Origin of the sequence: Bradyrhizobium sp. 155, assembly GCF_023101105.1 — a bacterium.
Taxonomy (GTDB): domain Bacteria; phylum Pseudomonadota; class Alphaproteobacteria; order Rhizobiales; family Xanthobacteraceae; genus Bradyrhizobium; species Bradyrhizobium canariense_D.
Window position 1 is genome coordinate 5820026 of sequence record NZ_CP064704.1, and the last position, 18721, is coordinate 5838746.

General features: G+C 63.1%; 18 protein-coding genes. 11 read left to right on the top strand and 7 right to left on the bottom strand.

Features of this window, described 5'->3' with window-relative positions; translation table 11 throughout:
• Positions 1 to 159 precede the first annotated feature (159 nt).
• The 3 genes from IVA93_RS28120 to IVA93_RS28130 all read left to right on the top strand — a co-directional run bounded on the left by IVA93_RS28120 (position 160) and on the right by IVA93_RS28130 (position 2063).
• The gene (locus tag IVA93_RS28120) at positions 160 to 915 is read left to right on the top strand and encodes a P-loop NTPase family protein (RefSeq protein ID WP_018454934.1); all 756 of its coding nucleotides are present in this window, start codon (positions 160 to 162) and stop codon (positions 913 to 915) included.
• A 60-nt stretch (positions 916 to 975) separates the two neighbouring features.
• Positions 976 to 1644 (top strand): hypothetical protein, encoded by a 669-nt coding sequence (locus IVA93_RS28125; protein WP_018454935.1) that lies wholly within the window; start codon positions 976 to 978, stop codon positions 1642 to 1644.
• 86 nt (positions 1645 to 1730) lie between these two features.
• Positions 1731 to 2063, top strand: a complete 333-nt coding sequence (locus IVA93_RS28130) for a GIY-YIG nuclease family protein (protein WP_018454936.1) — start codon at positions 1731 to 1733, stop codon at positions 2061 to 2063.
• 23 nt (positions 2064 to 2086) lie between these two features.
• On the opposite strand, the gene IVA93_RS28135 is transcribed toward IVA93_RS28130, so the two are convergent.
• From IVA93_RS28135 to petA, 5 genes are all read right to left on the bottom strand, one after another.
• A complete protein-coding gene (locus IVA93_RS28135; RefSeq protein ID WP_007595035.1) occupies positions 2087 to 2626 on the bottom strand; it encodes an adenine phosphoribosyltransferase in 540 nt (179 codons plus the stop codon).
• A 12-nt stretch (positions 2627 to 2638) separates the two neighbouring features.
• Positions 2639 to 4801: an anthranilate synthase component I gene (locus IVA93_RS28140; protein WP_018454937.1), complete on the bottom strand. Its 2163-nt coding sequence runs from the start codon at positions 4799 to 4801 to the stop codon at positions 2639 to 2641.
• A gap of 314 nt (positions 4802 to 5115) precedes the next feature.
• Positions 5116 to 5790, bottom strand: a complete 675-nt coding sequence (locus tag IVA93_RS28145; protein WP_008134159.1) for a dienelactone hydrolase family protein — start codon at positions 5788 to 5790, stop codon at positions 5116 to 5118.
• 144 nt (positions 5791 to 5934) lie between these two features.
• Positions 5935 to 8007, bottom strand: a complete 2073-nt coding sequence (gene fbcH, locus IVA93_RS28150) for a cytochrome b/c1 (protein ID WP_018454938.1) — start codon at positions 8005 to 8007, stop codon at positions 5935 to 5937.
• Between the two features lie 62 nt (positions 8008 to 8069).
• Entirely contained in the window at positions 8070 to 8600 is a 531-nt protein-coding gene (petA, locus tag IVA93_RS28155; protein ID WP_026232845.1) for a ubiquinol-cytochrome c reductase iron-sulfur subunit, read from the bottom strand.
• Positions 8601 to 8879: 279 nt separating this feature from the next.
• Here petA and IVA93_RS28160 point away from each other — a divergent pair, with 279 nt between their 5' ends.
• From IVA93_RS28160 to IVA93_RS28185, 6 genes are all read left to right on the top strand, one after another.
• Positions 8880 to 9338 (top strand): tRNA (cytidine(34)-2'-O)-methyltransferase, encoded by a 459-nt coding sequence (locus IVA93_RS28160; RefSeq protein ID WP_018454940.1) that lies wholly within the window; start codon positions 8880 to 8882, stop codon positions 9336 to 9338.
• A gap of 28 nt (positions 9339 to 9366) precedes the next feature.
• Positions 9367 to 9999, top strand: a complete 633-nt coding sequence (queE, locus tag IVA93_RS28165; RefSeq protein ID WP_018454941.1) for a 7-carboxy-7-deazaguanine synthase — start codon at positions 9367 to 9369, stop codon at positions 9997 to 9999.
• Positions 10000 to 10016: 17 nt separating this feature from the next.
• Positions 10017 to 10382: a 6-pyruvoyl trahydropterin synthase family protein gene (locus IVA93_RS28170; RefSeq protein WP_018454942.1), complete on the top strand. Its 366-nt coding sequence runs from the start codon at positions 10017 to 10019 to the stop codon at positions 10380 to 10382.
• 4 nt (positions 10383 to 10386) lie between these two features.
• A complete protein-coding gene (gene hemF, locus IVA93_RS28175; RefSeq protein ID WP_088930634.1) occupies positions 10387 to 11286 on the top strand; it encodes an oxygen-dependent coproporphyrinogen oxidase in 900 nt (299 codons plus the stop codon).
• Positions 11277 to 12029: an HAD family hydrolase gene (locus tag IVA93_RS28180; RefSeq protein ID WP_018454944.1), complete on the top strand. Its 753-nt coding sequence runs from the start codon at positions 11277 to 11279 to the stop codon at positions 12027 to 12029. The genes hemF and IVA93_RS28180 overlap by 10 nt, the downstream gene beginning before the upstream one ends.
• A 371-nt stretch (positions 12030 to 12400) precedes the next feature.
• A complete protein-coding gene (locus tag IVA93_RS28185) occupies positions 12401 to 12607 on the top strand; it encodes a YodC family protein (protein ID WP_018454945.1) in 207 nt (68 codons plus the stop codon).
• A gap of 112 nt (positions 12608 to 12719) precedes the next feature.
• On the opposite strand, the gene IVA93_RS28190 is transcribed toward IVA93_RS28185, so the two are convergent.
• Positions 12720 to 13793 carry a TauD/TfdA family dioxygenase gene (locus tag IVA93_RS28190; protein WP_026232847.1) on the bottom strand — a complete coding sequence of 358 codons (1074 nt, stop codon included), beginning with the start codon at positions 13791 to 13793 and terminating at the stop codon, positions 12720 to 12722.
• Between the two features lie 390 nt (positions 13794 to 14183).
• On the opposite strand from IVA93_RS28190, the gene IVA93_RS28195 reads away from it, so the two are divergent.
• The gene (locus IVA93_RS28195; RefSeq protein WP_018454947.1) at positions 14184 to 14399 is read left to right on the top strand and encodes a hypothetical protein; all 216 of its coding nucleotides are present in this window, start codon (positions 14184 to 14186) and stop codon (positions 14397 to 14399) included.
• A 99-nt stretch (positions 14400 to 14498) separates the two neighbouring features.
• Here the strand turns inward: IVA93_RS28195 and IVA93_RS28200 are convergent, their stop codons facing one another.
• Positions 14499 to 18248, bottom strand: a complete 3750-nt coding sequence (locus IVA93_RS28200) for a LuxR C-terminal-related transcriptional regulator (protein WP_020571944.1) — start codon at positions 18246 to 18248, stop codon at positions 14499 to 14501.
• A gap of 41 nt (positions 18249 to 18289) precedes the next feature.
• On the opposite strand from IVA93_RS28200, the gene IVA93_RS28205 reads away from it, so the two are divergent.
• The gene (locus tag IVA93_RS28205; protein ID WP_231188813.1) at positions 18290 to 18709 is read left to right on the top strand and encodes a nuclear transport factor 2 family protein; all 420 of its coding nucleotides are present in this window, start codon (positions 18290 to 18292) and stop codon (positions 18707 to 18709) included.
• The last annotated feature ends 12 nt before the right edge of the window (positions 18710 to 18721 follow it).

The following is an 18721-nucleotide window of genomic DNA, read 5'->3' on the forward strand; positions in this document are numbered from 1 at the left end:
AACCTCGGGAATTGCCATAACTGGGCCCTGCGGAATTGAATTCTCCCTTGTTTCTGCCATGTTCGCGCCCAACAGCAGACTTGGGACATGTCTGCGACATCGATTTGGGGCCCGTCCGATTGCAACCTCGCGATCGGGGGCGCGCGTTAGGGGACAGCAATGGCAAAGCCGGCAGTGGTTGTGGTGGGCGCGGACAAGGGTGGGGTCGGCAAGACCACGGTGTCGCGCACCCTGCTCGATTATTTTTCCGCCAACAACGTGCCGACGCGCGCTTTCGACACCGAATCGCCGCGCGGAACCCTGAAGCGCTTCCATCCTGACATCACCGAGATCGTCGACATGACGACGACGTCGGATCAGATGAAGATCTTCGATACGCTCAACGCGACGAGCCCGTCGGTCACCGTGATCGACGTCCGGGCCGGCCTGCTCTCGCCGGCGCTCGCCTCCTTGCGCGACATCGGATTCCTCGACGCCGCCAAGGCCGGCCAGATCACCTTTGCCGTGTTCCACATCCTCGGACCCTCGATCGCCTCGCTGGACGAGATCGCCGAGACCGCGGGCTTCATGGGCGGCGCGAAATATTTCCTGGTGAAGAACTTCATCAACGATACTCAGTTCTTCCAGTGGGATCAGTCGACTTACCAATCGTATTTCAACCGCATCAAGGACGCGACCGAGCTGACCATCCCCAAGCTCAACGAAATGGCCTATGAGCAGGTCGAGGTGTCCTCCGTCCCATTCCTGAAATTCGTCGCCAACAAGGGCGTCAACGACGAGGCCGCCAACTACTCCTTCGTGCTGCGTGGTTATGTCCGACACTGGCTGGCGAACGTCTGGAGTGAGTTCGATCGGATCCGGCTGACCGATATCGTCGGCTCGACGAAATCCGGGGCCCGCAACAGCGAAAAATAGTTGCGCAAGCCGGGCGGATACGGCTGGATTGGTCGCCAAGTTCGACTGATATAGCTATCGATGTCCGCAACGCCCCTCTACATCATTTGCTCGCCCCGCCCGCAGGTCGGCAAGACCCTGCTGGCGCGGCTTTTGAGCGAATTTTTGCTGCTCAAGAACGGCAACGTCGTGGCCTTCGACGTCAACCTGAAGGAGCCGTCGCTGCTCGACTATCTGCCAACGATCACCGAGACCGCCGACGTGATCGACACCTACGGCAAGATGCAGCTGATGGATCGTGTCATCGTCGATGACGGGCTTGCCAAGGTGATCGACCTCGGCTTCCACGCCTTTGACGAGTTCTTCAAGATGACGGAGGAGATCGGCCTCTTGAAAGAGGCTGCGCGCCGCCACGTCGCGCCGATGATCCTGTTCGTCGCCGACACCGACCGCGTCTCGGCCCGCGCCCACGAGATGCTGCGCGAACAGATCCCGCGGATCAACCTGATCACGGTGGACAACGAGCACATCGTGCGCGGCGAGCTGCCGGAAGCGATGGCCGGCGGCCGGCTGCTGCGCCTGCCGGCGCTGCCCGGATTCCTGAAGACCTATATCAGCCGCCTGAATTTCTCCTTCACCGGCTATCTTCGCCAGGAGAAGGATGCCTCGACCGAGCTGCACCAATGGACCCGGCGCAATTACCTCGCCTTCCGCGAACTCGAGCTCAGCCTGATCCTGCAACGGTCCTGAATATTTTACCCGGATAATATTGACGCCCAGCGACGTTGCGGTTACTGAGTGTACGCACCATCGTTCCTCAGCAAGGCCTCTTCACCGTGAGCATCGACCGTAAAGCAGCAATCGCCGCCTATAAGGAGCGGAAGACCGTTGCCGGCATCTACGTCGTCCGCTGCGCGGCCTCGGGCGAGGCCTGGGTCGGCCAAGCCTCGAACCTCGAGACAATCCAGAATCGCATCTGGTTCTCGCTGCGCCAGGGTAGCCACACCTGCCGTAGACTCCAGACTGCGTGGAACATGCACGGTGAGGCAGGCCTGACACTCGGCGAATGCGAGCGGCTGAAAGATGAGGCGAGCGACTATGTCAGGAATGCGCTCCTCAAAGAGCGCATGCTGCATTGGCTGTCGGAGCTAAAGGCCGAGCCGATCTGAACGTCGCCAGCCGTGCCGTGCCCTCAGTGCCCCTCGAACGTCATCAGCGTGCGCACCGGCACGTCCATCGCGCGCAGCTTGGCGGCGCCGCCGAGATCGGGCAGATCGATGATGAAGCAGGCGGCGACCACATTGGCGCCGATCTGGCGCAGCAGCTTCACCGCACCTTCCGCGGTGCCGCCGGTGGCGATGAGGTCGTCGACCAGGATCACACGCTCACCCGGCTGGATGGCGTCGACATGCATCTCCATCTCGTCGATGCCGTATTCGAGAGAGTAAGCGATCCGCACGGTGGTGTGCGGCAGCTTGCCTTTTTTCCGGATCGGCACGAAGCCGGCCGAAACCTGGTGCGCCACCGCGCCACCGATGATGAAGCCGCGCGCTTCCATGCCAGCGACCTTGTCGATCTTGTTGCCGGCCCAGGGATTGACGAGTTCGTCGACCGCACGGCGGAACGCACGCGCATCTGCGAGCAACGTGGTGATGTCGCGGAACAAGATCCCGGGTTTCGGATAGTCCGGGATGGTGCGGACGCTCGCCTTCAGATCATGGTCAAAAGTCATGGTGCCTCTCAATCAGCGCGACGCATCCAGGCGGAACGCGTTCTCGACAATTCGTAAGCCCACCTCGCCGCTCAGCGACATCAGCGATTCCGGATGGAATTGCACGCCGGCGACCGGCAGGGTCTTGTGCTCGAGCGCCATGGCGACGCCGTCCTCGGTGCTGGCGGTGACGGATAGCACCTCCGGCATGCTGTCGCGCTCGACATACAGCGAGTGATAGCGGCCGATGACGATCTCGTTCGGCAGATTGCGCATCAGCCGCCCGCCACGTACCTGAACCCGCGAGGGCCGGCCATGGGCGGGATGCGTGAGCTGCCCGAGCTCGCCGCCGAAATACTCGCCGATCGCCTGGACGCCGAGGCAGACGCCGAACACCGGCAGCTTGTCCTCCAGCGCCGCGTCGATGGTCTTCTTGATCCCAAAATCCTCGGGCCTGCCCGGCCCTGGCGACAGCACCAGCAAATCCCACCGCTTCTGCTTGAGCATGTCGAGCGCATGCACATGGCGGACCACGGTGACGTCGGCGCCGACCTGGCGGAAGTAATCGGCCAGCATATGGACGAAGCTGTCGTCATGGTCGATCAGCAGTACCCGCTTGCCGCTTCCGGTGGCGTCGGGCGCAAAGGCCGACAGCGGCTTCGGCGGATCGCCGCGCAGCGCCTGGAACAGGGCCGCGGCCTTGACCTGGCATTCGCGGTCCTCGGCGGCGGGATCGGAGTCGAACAGACAGGTGGCGCCGACACGCACTTCCGCGAGGCCCTCCTTCATCCGGATGGTCCGGATGGTGAGGCCGGTGTTGATGCTGCCGTCGAAATTCACCGCCCCGATCGCGCCGGCATACCAGCGGCGGGGCGAGCGCTCGTGATCCTCGACGAACTGCATCGCCCAGAGTTTTGGTGCGCCAGTGACGGTGACGGCCCAGGCGTGGGTGAGAAAGGCGTCGAGCGCATCGAAGCCGGGACGCAGCATGCCTTCGACATGGTCGACGGTGTGGAACAGTTTTGAATAGGTCTCGATCTGCCGGCGCGCCAGCACCTTGATGGTGCCGGGAACGCAGACGCGCGCCTTGTCGTTGCGGTCGACGTCGGTGCACATGTTGAGCTCGAACTCGTCCTTCTCGGAGTTCAGGAGCTGGCGGATCTGCTCGGCATCGCCGATCGCATCGGTACCGCGCGCGATCGTCCCCGAGATCGGGCAGGTCTCGACCCGGCGTCCGTCCGAGCGCACGAACATTTCCGGAGAGGCCGAGACGAGAAATTCGCCCTCGCCGAGATTCATCAGCGCGCCGTAGGGCGACGGATTGATGACACAGAGCCGCTGGAACACTTCCGCCGGCGAGCGGTCGCAGGGCTCGGCGAAGAGCTGCCCCGGCACCGCCTCGAACAGATCGCCACGCGCAAAGGCAGCGCGCGCGGTCTCGACAGTGGCCTGATATTCGCCGGGGGCGTGATCGGCAAAACCCTGGCGCGGTGTCTTGAGGTAGGGGCTCTCGGCGGTCTCGTGCGGCAGGCCCGCGGTGGACTTGCCCTTCCACGCGAAATCGTATGTGAGCACGACGCCGCGGCCGGTGGCGCGGTCATAGGCGAGCAGGCGATCGGGGACGTAGAGCACGATGTCGCGCTGGTCGCTCTCGCGCGCGCGCTTCTGCACGAGGTCCTCGATCTGGAACACGAGGTCGTAGGCGAAGGCGCCGAACAGGCCGAGCACGCCGTCGTCATTGGCGGAGAAAGCGGCGACGAGATCGCGCACCAGCGACATCACGCTGGCGCGCCGCGTGCGCTGGTCTTCGTCGATCGGGGCTTCGCCGCGGACGATATGACCCGCAAGGCGCGTGGGCGTCTTCTCGGAGATCACGACGCAGGGCTCGCGCAAGACATCCGCAAGGAAGGCGATCAGGACCTCCCCGCGCGCGTTCAGCGCTTCCAGCTTGAAATTGACGCCGGTGGTCTCGAGCTTGAGCGGCGGATCGGAGAAGCCGAGGTCAAAACTCTCGTAGCGGCCGGGCACGGTCGTCCCCGACGACAGCACCACGCCGCGGCGACGGTCGAGCAGGCTGACGAGATCGTCGAGCCGGTTGGCGCCGCCGGAAAACTGTTCCGCCACGCGCGTGATCGCAAGCCCTGCGCGGGTCACGTAGTCGCTTCGAGCCGGAAGGGCAAAGACGGTCCTGTTCATGGGGTCCTCTTACGAAACTTGTCGAGGGAACGCCACACAGGACAAACGATCAGGCCGCCGCACTGCGTGGGCGACCTCAGACGATTTTGGGAGAATAAATCGCACCGGCCACCTCTCAGGAGGTGCGCCACCAAAGACGGGATGGGCGGACGGCGGTGCTCATGGGCGGATACTCACCATGGCGCGGGGACGACGTCAAGGCTGGCTGGGCTGGCTGCTCAACGCCGATCACCACAGTCGTCCCGGCGAAGGCCGGGCAATTGCGCACCAGGCCGGGGCGACACTGAAATGGTAGCGCGACTGGCGCAGCACACCTACCCCAGATGCTTCCTGAAAAACTCCGTCGCCCTGCCCCAGGCGAGCTCGGCGGCTTCCCGGTCGTGCACGGCCTGGCGCTGCTCGTTGACGAAAGCGTGCTCGGCGTCATAGCGGAACAGCTCCAGCGACTTGCCGGCGGCCTTCATGGCCTTTTCGAAACCGTTGACCAGCTCCGGCGTGCACCAATCGTCCTTGTTGGCGAAATGGGCCTGAAGCGGGATCTTGACGTCGGCGGGCTTGGCCGCCTGCTCTGGCGGGATGCCGTAGAACACCACGCCGGCGGCGAGCTCCGGCACATGCACCGCGCCGATGATGGTGACGGCGCCGCCGAGGCAGAAGCCGGTCAGGCCCACCTTGGCGCCGTTGCGCGACAGATATTGCGTGGCGCCGCGCACCGTCTGCGTGGTGGCGTCCATGAAGTCGAGCGAGTTCATCTCTTTGCCGGCGGCGTCGGTGTCGTGATACGGCACCACCTTGCCCTTGTAGAGATCTGGCGCCAGCGCATCGAAACCGGCGAGCGCGAAGCGGTCGCAGAGGCCCTTGATCTGGTCCGAAAGGCCCCACCATTCTTGGATCACCACCACGCCCGGCGCGTTGCCGCGCGCGGCATTGGCGAGATAGCCCGATGCGTCCTTGCCGTCCGGGCGCTTGAAGGTGATGGCGGTTCCCATGGTGTCCTCCGACGAGTTTTTGGGGAGCGGTTGGCGGCATTTTGGCGTTTGAGCGGGCGATAGGCAATCGCGCCTGACAACACACTCTCGTGCCCAACAAAAAAGCCCCCTTGCGGGGGCCTCTTCATTCTCGCCTCGGGCCCCTCAGTGCGAGTCTGCCCAGACCTTCTTCTTGGTGAAGTACATCAGGCCGGCGAAGATGATCAGGAAGATGAACACCTGGAAACCGAGGCGCTTGCGCGCTTCCATATGCGGTTCGGCGGTCCACATCAGGAACGTGGTGACGTCCTTGGAATACTGCGCGACAGTGGTCGGCGAGCCGTCGTCATAGGTGACCTGGCCGTCGCTGAGCGGCTTCGGCATCTTGATGGCGTGGCCCGGGAAGTACTTGTTGTAGTAGGAGCCCTCCGGGATGGTCACACCTTCGGGCGCCTTGTCCTCAAAGCCCTGGAGCAGCGCCGAGACGTAGTCCGGACCCTGCTCCTGATACTGGGTGAAGAAGTCGACGATGAACATCGGGAAGCCGCGGCCGTAGGAACGCGCCTTGGTGATCAGCGACAGATCCGGCGGCGCCGCGCCGCCGTTCGCCGCACGCGCCGCCTGCTCGTTCGGGAATGGCGAGGGGAAATAATCCGCCGGCCGGCCCGCGCGTTCGAACATGTCGCCGGCGTCGTTCGGACCATCCTTGACCTTGTAGTCGGAGGCGAAGGCTGCAGCCTGCGCGACCGAATAGCCGGGACCGCCGGCTTCCGCGAGATTGCGGAAGGCGACGTAGGACAGGCCGTGACAGTTGGCGCAGACTTCCTTGTAGACCTTCAGGCCGCGTTGCAATGCGCCGCGATCGTACTTGCCGAACGGACCGGCGAACGACCATTTGTTGCCCGGCGGCTTGTCGCTGCCTTCGGAGGCGCGCGCGCTGTCGGCTGAGCCCGCAAACAACGCGCCCGCCAGCGCAAGCACGATCGCGCTCGACACCATCGGCGTCGACCTGCTCCCGGTTTTGGCCAGGACGGCATCCGAGATCGAGTTCGGCACCGGACGCGGCTTCTCGATCCGCGAGAGCAGCGGCAGCACGATCAGGAAGTAGGCGAAATAGCAGAACGTCAGGACCCGGCCGGCGATCACATAGATGCCTTCCGGCGGCTGCGCGCCGAGATAGCCGAGCAGGATGCAGACCGCGACGAAGATCCAGAAGAACTGCTTGGCCAGCGGACGGTACTTCGACGACTTCGTCCTGGCGGCGTCGAGCCAGGGCAGGAAGCACAGGATGATGATCGCCGAGAACATCCCGATCACGCCCGCGAGCTTGTTCGGGATCGAGCGCAGGATCGCGTAGAAAGGCAGGTAATACCATTCCGGCACGATGTGCGGCGGCGTCACGCCCGGGTTCGCCGGAATGTAATTGTCGGCGTCGCCGAGATAATTCGGCATGTAGAAGATGAACCAGGCGTAGAGCAGCATGAAGCAGGAGACGCCGAACATATCCTTGATGGTTGCATGCGGCGTGAACGGAACAGTGTCCTTTTCCGTCTTGGGCTCGACGCCATCAGGGTTGTTCTGGCCGGAGACATGCAGCGCCCAGACGTGGAGCACGACGACGCCCGCGATCAGGAACGGCAGTAGATAGTGCAGCGAGAAGAAGCGGTTCAGCGTCGGGTTGCCGACCGAATAGCCGCCCCACAAGAGCGTCACGATGCTCTCGCCGACATAGGGGATGGCGGAGAACAGATTGGTGATGACGGTGGCGCCCCAGAAGCTCATCTGGCCCCACGGCAGCACGTAGCCCATGAAGCCCGTCGCCATCATCAGGAGGTAGATGATGACGCCAAGGATCCACAGCACCTCGCGCGGCTCCTTGTAGGAGCCGTAATAGAGGCCGCGCAGCATGTGGACGTAGACAGCGACGAAGAACATCGAGGCGCCGACGGCATGCATGTTGCGCAGCAGCCAGCCGTAATTGACGTCACGGACGAGCAGCTCGACCGACTTGAAGGCGAGGTCGGCATGCGGCGTGTAGTGCATCGCCAGGATCACGCCGGTCAGGATCTGGATCCCCAGCATGAAGGAGAGGATGGCGCCGAAGGTCCACCAATAGTTCAGGTTGCGCGGGGTGGGATAGACCACGAAGGAGGAGTGCATGAGGCCGAGGATCGGCAGACGTCGCTCGATCCATTGCAGGGCCGGATTGCTCGGCTGGTAGTCGGATGGTCCGCTCATGATGCGATCCTGAGGAAATAATACGACGAGACGGCGCGAAGCTTCGGACGAGGGCCCGAAGCTCAGCCGATCTGGATTTTGGTGTCGGAAACGAACTGGTACGGCGGCACCGGCAGGTTCGCGGGCGCGGGCCCCTGGCGGATGCGGCCGGACGAATCGTACTGCGAACCATGGCAGGGGCAGAAGAACCCGTCGTAATTGCCTTCATGGGCGATCGGGATGCAGCCGAGATGGGTGCAGATGCCGATCACGACCAGCCACTGCTCATGGCCGGACTTGACCCGGGCCTCGTCGGACTGCGGATCGGGCAGGCTCGCCACGTTGACGGCGCGCGCCTCGTCGATCTGCTTCTTGGTGCGGTGGCTGATATAGATCGGCTTGCCGCGCCAGAACACCTTGATGTCCTGCCCCTCGGCAACCGGGCTGAGATCGACCTCGATCGGCGCACCAGCGGCGATGGTCGACGCATCAGGATTCATTTGGGAGATAAAGGGCCAGAGCGCGGCTGCGCCCCCTACTGCTGCAGCTGCCCCCGTTGCAACGAATAAGAAATCACGGCGTGTCGGATGGTCCGCCGAAGACGCTGTCGTCACGATTCCAACCCTTTCTTCTTATGCAGCCGGCGGAACCGCTCCGGGAGCCCCCAAGGTCCCCAGAACAGCCTGCCGGCGCCCGCGGCCCCCCCGCGGCGGCAGAACTTCGCGTGCCCCCACCAAAACAAGGCGAAAACAGCAGTCCAGAATCGTTCTATTGGCACCCTTGCCGGGCGAGCGCAAGCCCGCTATCGGCGCGGGAGCGTGCAATGCACGAATTCCGCGGCCAGCGATGTTTTATTGAGACATTTCCGGCCCGCACCGAACCCGGCACCGCCCATGCAGATAGCGCTTTTCCAACCCGACATCCCCCAGAACACCGGCACGATTCTCAGGCTCTGCGCCTGTCTGGGCATGGCCGCCCATATCATCGAACCGGCGGGCTTCCCGGTCTCCGACCGGCATTTCCGCAGGGCGGGAATGGACTACCTCGATCAGGTCAGCATCGTCAGGCATGACTCCTGGTCAAAGTTCGAGCAATGGCGGGCGGCGCAAGGCGCTCGCCTGCTGCTGTTCACCACCAAGGGGGCGACCGACTACCGCGATTTCCGTTACCAGACGGCGGACATCCTGCTATTCGGGCGCGAGAGCGCCGGCGTCACCGAGGCGGTGGTCGAGGCGGCGGACGCGCGGCTGGTGATCCCGATCGCTCCGGGGCTGAGGTCGCTCAATGTCGCCATGACCGCGGCGATGGCCGCAGGCGAAGCGCTGCGGCAGCTCCGGAACCCGCAAGTTTAATATGTTGAGGTATGTTGAGGAGAGACGGTTGAGTTACGCGGTCAAGGAAATCTTCCTGACCTTGCAAGGCGAAGGCGCCCATGCCGGGCGCGCGTCCGTGTTTTGCCGTTTTGCCGGCTGCAACCTCTGGAGCGGGCGCGAGGCCGACCGTCAGGAGGCCACTTGCAAATTCTGCGACACCGATTTCGTCGGCACCAACGGCACCCTCGGCGGTCGCTATGGCTCGGCCGCGGAACTCGCAGACACCATCGCCGCGCAATGGACAGCCTCCACCGAAGACCGCTATGTGGTGCTCACCGGCGGCGAGCCGCTGCTCCAGGTCGATACCGCGCTGGTCGACGCGCTCCATGCCCGCGGCTTCGAGATCGGCGTCGAGACCAACGGCACCATCGCCCCGCCCGAGGGGCTCGACTGGATCTGCGTCAGCCCAAAGGGCGGCAGCGATCTGGTGATCCGGCGCGGCCACGAGCTGAAGCTGGTCTATCCGCAACCGCTCGCCATGCCGGAGGCCTTCGCGGATCTCGCCTTCGAGCGCTTCTCACTGCAGCCGATGGACGGGCCCGAGGTCGCCCAAAACACCGCGGGCGCCATCGACTATTGCCTCAATCATCCGCAATGGCGGCTCAGCGTGCAGACGCATAAGTCGCTTGGTATCAGATAGGATTGGTTTTCGAACAGATGTGGGAATTGACGAAATCGTTTCGCTTCGAGGCGGCGCACTCATTGTCGGGAACGACGTTCGGCGCGGATAGCGAAGAGATCCACGGCCACTCCTTTCGCGCCGAGGTGACGCTGCGCGGCACGCCCGATCCCAAAACCGGCATGGTGGTCGATCTCGGCCTGGTCCAGCGCGCCATCGAGGATGTGCGCATGACGCTGGATCACAAGTACCTCAACAAGATCGAGGCGCTGGGCACACCGACGCTGGAAAACCTCTCGCTCTTCGTCTGGGAGCGGCTGGCTCCTATCGGCAAGCTCACCCGCGTCAGCATCCACCGCGACAGTTGCAACGAGAGCTGCACCTATTACGGTCCGCAGGGCTGACGAAATGACATCCACATTGGACCCGAGCTTGATCGAAGACCGCAAGACGCGCGCACGCGCCTGGTTCGAAGCCTTGCGCGACGACCTCTGCGCGAGCTTCGAGCGGCTGGAGGACGATGCCCCCGAGAGCCTTTATCCCGGTGAGGCCGGCCGCTTCAAACGCACACCCTGGCAGCGCACCGATCATACCGGCGCGGCCGGCGGCGGCGGCGTGATGTCGATGATGTCCGGCCGCCTGTTCGAGAAGGTCGGCGTGCATTGCTCCACCGTGCACGGCGAATTCGCACCAGAGTTTCGCGCGCAAATTCCGGGCGCGGCGGACGACCCGAAGTTCTGGGCCTCCGGCATCTCGCTGATTGCGCATCTGCGCAATCCGCACGTGCCGGCGGTGCACATGAACACGCGCTTCGTCGTCACCACCAAAGCCTGGTTCGGCGGCGGCGCCGATCTTACGCCGGTGCTCGACCGCCGGCGCACGCAGGACGATGCCGATAGCATCGCCTTCCACGCCGCAATGAAACAGGCCTGCACGCAGCCGAACGGCATCGCCGATTACGACAAGTACAAGAAGTGGTGCGACGAGTATTTCCACCTGCCGCACCGCAAAGAGGCGCGCGGCATCGGCGGCATCTTCTACGACTGGCACGACAGCGGCGACTGGGACGCTGACCTCGCCTTCACCCGGGATGTCGGCCGCGCCTTCCTGAAGGTCTATCCCGACATCGTGCGGCGCAATTTCGCGACAAGCTGGACCGCGGAGGATCGCGAGGAGCAATTGATCCGGCGCGGCCGCTATGTCGAGTTCAACCTGCTCTACGACCGCGGCACCATCTTCGGTCTCAAGACCGGCGGCAATGTGGATTCGATCCTGTCGTCGCTGCCACCGGTGGTGAAATGGCCATGACGACGATGAAGCCCGCAATGAGACCGCTGCCGCGCGCCATGCTGATCGACATGGACGACACCATCCTGTCGGCCTATGCGCGGCCCGAGATCGCCTGGAACACGATCACAGCGGAGTTCGCCGAGGAACTCGCGCCGCTGCCGCCGCAACTGGTCGCGAGCACCGTCCTGGCCTTCGCGAAGAATTTCTGGGCCAATGCGGACGCTTCGTGGCGGCTCAAGCTCGCCGAAGCCCGGCACCTCACCGTCAAGGGCGGTTTCGCCTCGCTCGCAGCCGCCGGTCATCGCGCCCTGCCCGACGACCTCGCCATTCGCCTGGCCGACCGCTTCACCGCCTATCGCGAGGAGGAGATGTTCGTCTTCCCCGGCGCGCATGACGCTATCGACAGGCTCAAGGCGCTCGGCATCAAGCTCGCATTGGTGACCAACGGCGCCGCCGACACCCAGCGCGCCAAGGTGGAGCGCTTCGAGCTGGCGCATCGCTTCCACCACATCCAGATCGAGGGCGAGCACGGCTTCGGCAAGCCCGAGGAGCGCGCCTATCTGCACGCGATGGAGGCGCTCGGCGTCACCGCAAGAGACACCTGGATGATCGGCGACAATCTGGAATGGGAAGTCGTGACGCCGCAGCGTCTCGGCATCTACTCGATCTGGATCGACGTGCATGGCGACGGCCTGCCCGAAGGCTCGATCGTCAAGCCCGACCGCATCATCCGCTCGCTGACAGAACTGGTGCCGGACTGACTGCAATCGGGGTGCGCAAACAAAAACGTCGAAAACAACCCCATGCACAGTAGACGGCCGCAGCAAAATCAAGGACTTGCGGCAAGCGCAAACTGCGGATCTGACGAAATCATTTGCGCCGTCGGGCAAAACAGGCGCATGGTGTGATGGTCGCGACGCACGGGACGGAAGAGCCCTTGTGCCATCCATCGAACAGGCACCATTGCCTCTCGTGATGGGATCGCTCCGGCCTAAAGCTCTCTGATCGACGTTTCAGCAGTCTGGCCGGCGGATGCGCGCTACCGCAACACATCCACTGACCGAGTAGCCCGTGATCGGCATGTCATGCCGGTTTGCTAGCTTCGCCGTCAATCAACCCGAAAGGACCATCCATGGAACTAAAAGCCGGCGATATCGTCATGCTGAAATCCGGCGGGCAGCCGCTCACCGTCGCGGACGTGAAGGGCGACGACGTGATCTGTCTCTGGATGGGCGCGGAGGGCGATCTGTTTCGCGAGACGCTCCCGCTTGCGGTGCTCGAGCACCTGGAAGAGCTCGACGACGAAGACGAGGATGAAGACGACGAAGACGAGGAGTAAGCGCGGCTGAGGCCGCGTCCTCATTAGGTCGGGGTGCTCGGCTCCGCCCAACCTGGTGTCCGCTCCTCTGTCCATATCGGCACGAGAGCGGACATCGCTGGATGCTCGAACGTCAATCCAACGGAACGTTCAAACTGGTCCCTTTGGTGATGATGCCGCCACGGTTACCGATCTCGATCGAGCCATAGCGCTGCTTGAAGCAATCGGGCAACGGCCGGTCGCTCTCCATGCTGAGCCAAAGGCGCAATAAATGACGCTTCTGGCCTGCATCGGGCCAATCGCGGAATCCGGTCCGGTCATGCAGCAAGGCATGATTGTAAACGAACTGCATGTCGCCCGGCTGAAGCCGCATGCCGAAATGCAGCGCGGGATCATTTGCGAGCGCGTCAAAAAGATCGAGCGCCTCGACGTGAGCCGGCGTCAGTCTCGGCGCATCGGGAAAGCGCTGCGCACTATCGATATATTGGCGCTGATAAAACCCGGTCAGGAACCCCGCATGCCAATTCAGCACCGGGATTTCAAGATATGGCTTTTCGTTCTCCGGCACCTCGCCCCGTCGGTCCGTCGCGATCGGATCAAACAAGAGAGCGGCAAGGTCGGGACGTCTGTCAAACATCTCGTTGTAGATTGTCGTCGTACTGACAAGGAGAGAATCCCCTCCCTCCATCGCCTCGCGAATGCATAACAATCCAACCACGTCGGACGAATCCGTGTGGAATGTTTGCCGTTCCGAGGTTTGATAAATTCGGGTGTTCGGATCCTTAGCATCGGCGCCGGTGTCACGGACGTGACCGAGAATGTGGCCCGCTGCATTCTGAGACCGCGCCGATCCAAGATGGGCGCCCACTCCGCAAAAGATCGTAGCGGCAAACTCCTGACTGTATTTTGCCACCGGGAGGCCGCGGATCACTTCGAAGCCAATGCCTACCAGGAGCTTCTTCTTGAGATCTTCCAGGTGCGCGCCGAGATGGGGAAGCGGAAAGCTTTCCTTCGTGATCTCGGCGATTTTTTTGTTTCTGCCAAGATATGTTTCAGCCACGCCCTCGAGTTCGGCGATTTCGCCGGCAGCAAGCGATATCAACCATCGATCAGGATTGGCTTTCATCTCAGCCCCCTCCCAGGCGGATGGGATATCGACCTTCCCTGGAGGGCGATGGATCCCGCTGGGCAGTGAGACCACATTCATAGGGTTGGTTCCTGAGGGAGATTGAACGTCAGACATCGGCGCGGACGATCGACGATATTGTGCCGACCGCTTGTTTGCAACTTGGCTGACGCGCAGCCCTGGGCCGAGTGCACTGTCGCCGACAACGGGTGCGCTCGCTTGACGAGATCCGTTCCGGGCAGTTGGCGATCCGCTTCCGCCAAGGGGATCGGTTAACAACATGGCCTCTCGTGCGATCGATCAAAGCCCGGGAAAAAATGGCATCAGCCGGAACGTTCGCGAAGCTGGCTGAGTTAAAAGCCATACGCGTCGCGCTGTGGTCATAGCCGCACCGCGCGCCCGATAAAGGCCCTGCACGAAGCGAAACCTACTCTGCGGCGTGCTTCGCAGCACGGCCGCGCGAGGATCGCGATGTACACGACGGCGATATACGATGAGCTGAGGCAGATCGAGCGCGACGTCGTCGAAGGAGAACGCCGGCTCGCCGAGCAGGAGGCGCTGATCATCGAAATGAAGCGCCAGAACGAGGACACAACCAAAGCTGAAGGCGAACTCGAACGGATGCGCATGGAGCAGCGAGGTCGCGATCAGGATCGGCAACGTCTGCTCTCACGGCTGCAACCCTGAACAACTGCTCCCCATCAGGCTGATCCGCCAAAGGCGTCGCGTTCCTGAGCCGTGGCTACGGTGACAGTTGCCATTTTCGGTCAATGACGATGCAGCGGTTCAGATCAGCAAATCATGATGCGCAGGTAGAATCGCTTGGTGCGGGCTGTTGGTGCCGTGATCGTCCGCGTGTCCGTTCAGTGCATGAGGGACGAGCTTGACGTTGAACCCGAGGCCTTCTTCCTGACCGGGCGGAACGTGCGCATCCAGCGGATGATTGAACTCTTTCAGTCCGACTATCTCGACGAAAGCAGAAGGAGCTACGCCGCTATCGAACCGGAATACCGGTCCCTGGTCTGCGCCGCCGGTTTCGAACGCAGCCTTGGCCGCGTGTGCGTCGTCTGCGATTGCTGCAGATTGCGCAGCGTGCTGCGAGTTACCGTGGTCCACGGTGGCTGGTTCTGCTGTCTTCACGGTCCCCGCAGCCTGCGAAGCCGAAGAGGGATGCTCGGCCCCATCGCCGGCGCCGTTGCCCGGTTTGCCTCCATGTTCCGTCGATTCCGTGCTTGCCGCCTTTGCAGATCCTGGCTCCGAAGCGCGTTGCGAGTTGCCGTGGCCCGCGCTGGCGGGCGTTGCGGCGGCCGGATCGATCGCTGCTCCGTCCAGCGGGCTTGCAGCGGCTGAGTGCCCGGATTTTCCGTGTTCCGCGCCGTCTGGTTCTGCCGTTGTCGCTGGTGTTTGCGCGCCTTCGGAAGCCGAAGCGTGATGCTCGCCACCACGGTCGGCGGCGTTGCCCGCTTTGGAGCCAGCTCCAGTCGATTCGCTGGCTGCCGCCTTCGAAGATTCTGGCTCTGAAGCGTGCTGCGCATTGCCGTGACCCGTGCTGGCGGCCGTTGCGGCGCCCGGATCGATCTCGGTTGCGTCTGGTGCGTTTGCAGCGGTTGAGTGCCCGGATTTGCCGTGTTCCGCGCCGTCTGGTTCTGCCTTCTGCGCTGCCCCTCCCTGAGCCTCCGGGTCCTTATCGTGATGCTCGGCGCCATTGCCGACGCCGTTGCCGGGTTTGCCCCCATCTTCCGTCGACCCCGTGCTTGCCGCCTTTGCAGATCCTGGCTCCGATGCGTGCGGCGGGTTGCCGTGGCCTGCACCGGCGGCTATCGCGGCGCCCGGATCGATCTCGCCTGCGTCTGGTGCGTTTGGGGCGGCGGAGTGCCCGGATTTGCCGTGTTCGGCGCCGCCTGGGTCGGCCTTCTTCGCTGGCCCTCCCGGAGCTTCCGAAGCCGAAGCGTGATGCTCGGCGCCATTGCCGACGCCGTGGCCCGCTTTGGAGCCAGCTTCAGTCGATTCGTCGGCTGCCGCCTTTGCAGACCCCGGCTCCGAAGCGTGCTTCGAGTTGCCGTGACCCGCGTCGGCGGCCGTTGCGACGTCCGGATCGGTCTCGGCTGCGTCCGGTGCTTTTGCAGCATTTGAGTGCCCGGCTTTGCCGTGTTCCGCGCCGTCTGGTTCTGCGTTCTTCGCTGACCCTCCTGGAGCGTCCGAGGCCTTATCGTGATGCTCGGCGCCATGGCCGACGCCGTTGCCCGGTTTGGAGCCAGCTTCAGTCGATGGGTCCGAAGCGTGCTGCGAGTTGCCGTGCCCCGCGCTGTCGGCGGTTACGACGCTGGGTTGGCCGATCTCGTTGGGCCCCGTCGACGAAACGCCGTTGCCCGCATTGATCGGACCATTGTTCGATGCGACATTTGCCGCTGCCGGGGCCGTCGCGCTATGAGCAAGCTCGATGGATGATGCGTGAGCCGACGCGGCAGACGCACCATCGCTCTCTTCCGTTGCATCCGCCGACGCGTCGCTGGAGCTTCTGAGCCTCGTCGACGTTCCCAAGCCGGTCCGGGCCGGCCCGAAATGGAAACCCGAGCCGTTGTTGGCCAGAAGGGCCCAGGCTCCAGCCGTCCCGAGCGTGCTCTCGCTCCCCTCGATACTGGTTTGGACATGATCCTTCGTCAGAGCGGCCTCATCGGTTGCGATCGCCGGTATCAGCGCGGCTTCGAGCTGCTCCAAGGTGGTCGCAACAGCCGCGCCATCTGGCTCGGAGCCGACATCCGCCTCCGCAACGGCCACGATCCCCTCGAGATGGATTTCCAGCAGGCCGCGATCGCCGATATCAAGGATATGATCGGTCGCATTCACATAGACGATCGTCTCGTTGCTTGCGGAGTCGTAGACCCAGGCGAGTGTATGTGGCGGTATAGACTTGGTTGCCGCCGTCATGTGCAGCCAGGCAAGCCCTCCGAAAGCCGCAAGATTGATCCTGCCCGGCCCAGATGCGAAATCGAACACGGCGTCGGAAGAGGTCGACTTGAACTGGTTAGACTCGGAGTCAATCGGGGAGCGATAAACAATTTTTCCAACGTCGCCGCCCCCGCCGACACCGGCATCGTGACCAGGGTCCGCGCCAACAAATTTATGGAGATTGTCACCCGCATCGCCCGGGCCCTTTTCGCCCAGAGCGCCTTCAGCGAGGTTGCCGCTTCCAGTGGTCACAGCGGCGAAAGACAGGCGGACATCGTGCGAAAGGAAACCCGGGGCTGAATTGTGGTCATGATTGGCGGCAGCATGGGTGATCGCGGCCAGTTTTGTGGTCGCACTCTCTTCAGTGACGGCCAGGATGCTGTCGATCGACGCTTGACGAAGGTCATGCGCGTGGGCGGCGAGATGGGGATCCTCCAGTGCGTAGATCAACGCACCGGTGAGAATAGCAAAGTTGCCATACCCTCCATGCATCGACATCGCATTGGAAAGAAGCCGCGGGAATTGATGTTCCGGGGCCGGGTCAGCTCCGACCTGTATGTCGTTTGCTCCTCGCAGTAAGGGCACGGGAAGATCGGGCGCGCCCGATCCAGCAGGAGCGTGGTGCGTCCACGCTTTCGCGCCCCCGAATTGCTCGGCCGCGCATAGCGCTTCCATTGCCGCCGCCGGGTTGGTGATTTGGGCGGCCTTGGCGAACAAGTCTCTCTGAGCCTGCGTGGGCGGCTCGCCGGATTCCCAGACGACGAGGTGCCGGAGAATCCCTTTTTTCCAGGGCTCGTACCCCGCGTGCTCGTCCACGTGGCCGACGCCGTTCTCATCCGGGAAGATGTCGTTCGCTTCCGACGCCTTGAGTTCGTCCGCAATTGCGAGCGCCAGAAATGCCAGGGAGAGCGCGGCCAGGCCGGAGGGCCGTTGCAGCAATGCGATGGTCGCGAGCACAGTTCTGTTGGTGATCTCAAGCTTCTGGAAAATATTGTACAGGTGGACCTTGACCGTCCCGTCGGAAACGTTGAGCTGACGCGCGATCTCCTTGTTCGACATTCCTTCCGCCACGAGTCGTGCGATTTGACGTTCCCGTTGCGTCAACAGCTCCAGCATCCCTTCGACTTTGCTATCGCCGTCCGCCTCCTTGCCGGGTGCGGAGAGATCGGACTTCTCCAGTGCCACGCCGCTCTTCGTCATCAGCCGCAGCGATCGCAGCATCGTGGCGGGAGAGGCATACTTCGAAATTGCGCTGCAGGCGCCGGCTGCGATGGCTGAAGTCAGATCGTGGTCGGTATCGGACTCGGTGAAGAACACCAGGCGCGTGGAGAGCTTCTCCGCCTTCACAATCGCGAGGATCTCGGAGACCGTCAGATCCGGCACCTTGTCGGCAAGAAGCGCGACGTCAGGTGTCAGCTTCCGAATTGCTTCGAGGCAGCTTGTCCGATCGCTGGACGATGCGACAACGTCGAAGTCCGGCTGCGTCCCGAGGACCGACCTCAGTCCCTGCAGAACGATCGGCTGTGGATCGACGATCACGAGCCGGATGGGCTTGAGTATCCCCTGCCTGGCGGACGTGTCCAACATCGACTTTGGCCCTCGGCCCGGTCCCCTATGTCGTTCGCCATATGGCCGTGCCCGGGTGGGATATTAAAATCAAAAAAGGCCTGGCGGTTCCAGAGCCTGACCCAGATTTGGACGCGATGCGAGTGAAAAATATGTCCTTTGACCCGATGGCCGTTGCGGTCGACTGGCTTGATGCCTATCGCGCGGGCGATATCGAAGCGATTTTGGAACTTCATGCCGAGGACGCCGTGGTCCACTGCGGCTGCGCCGGCGGCCAAACCATCACCGGCCGCGAAGCACTTCGTGCCTATTGGGTCGATCACCTCCGGAAATATCCGGCAGGCACGTTGGATGATCTCAATCCCTGGCGCAACGACGGCACCATTATCTCGTACCTCACCAGTGCTGGCGTCATGAGTGCACTTTTGGCATTTGACGCCGCCGGCAGGATCAAGGAACTGGACTGCAGTCCCTCACACTAGACCCGCGGCGTG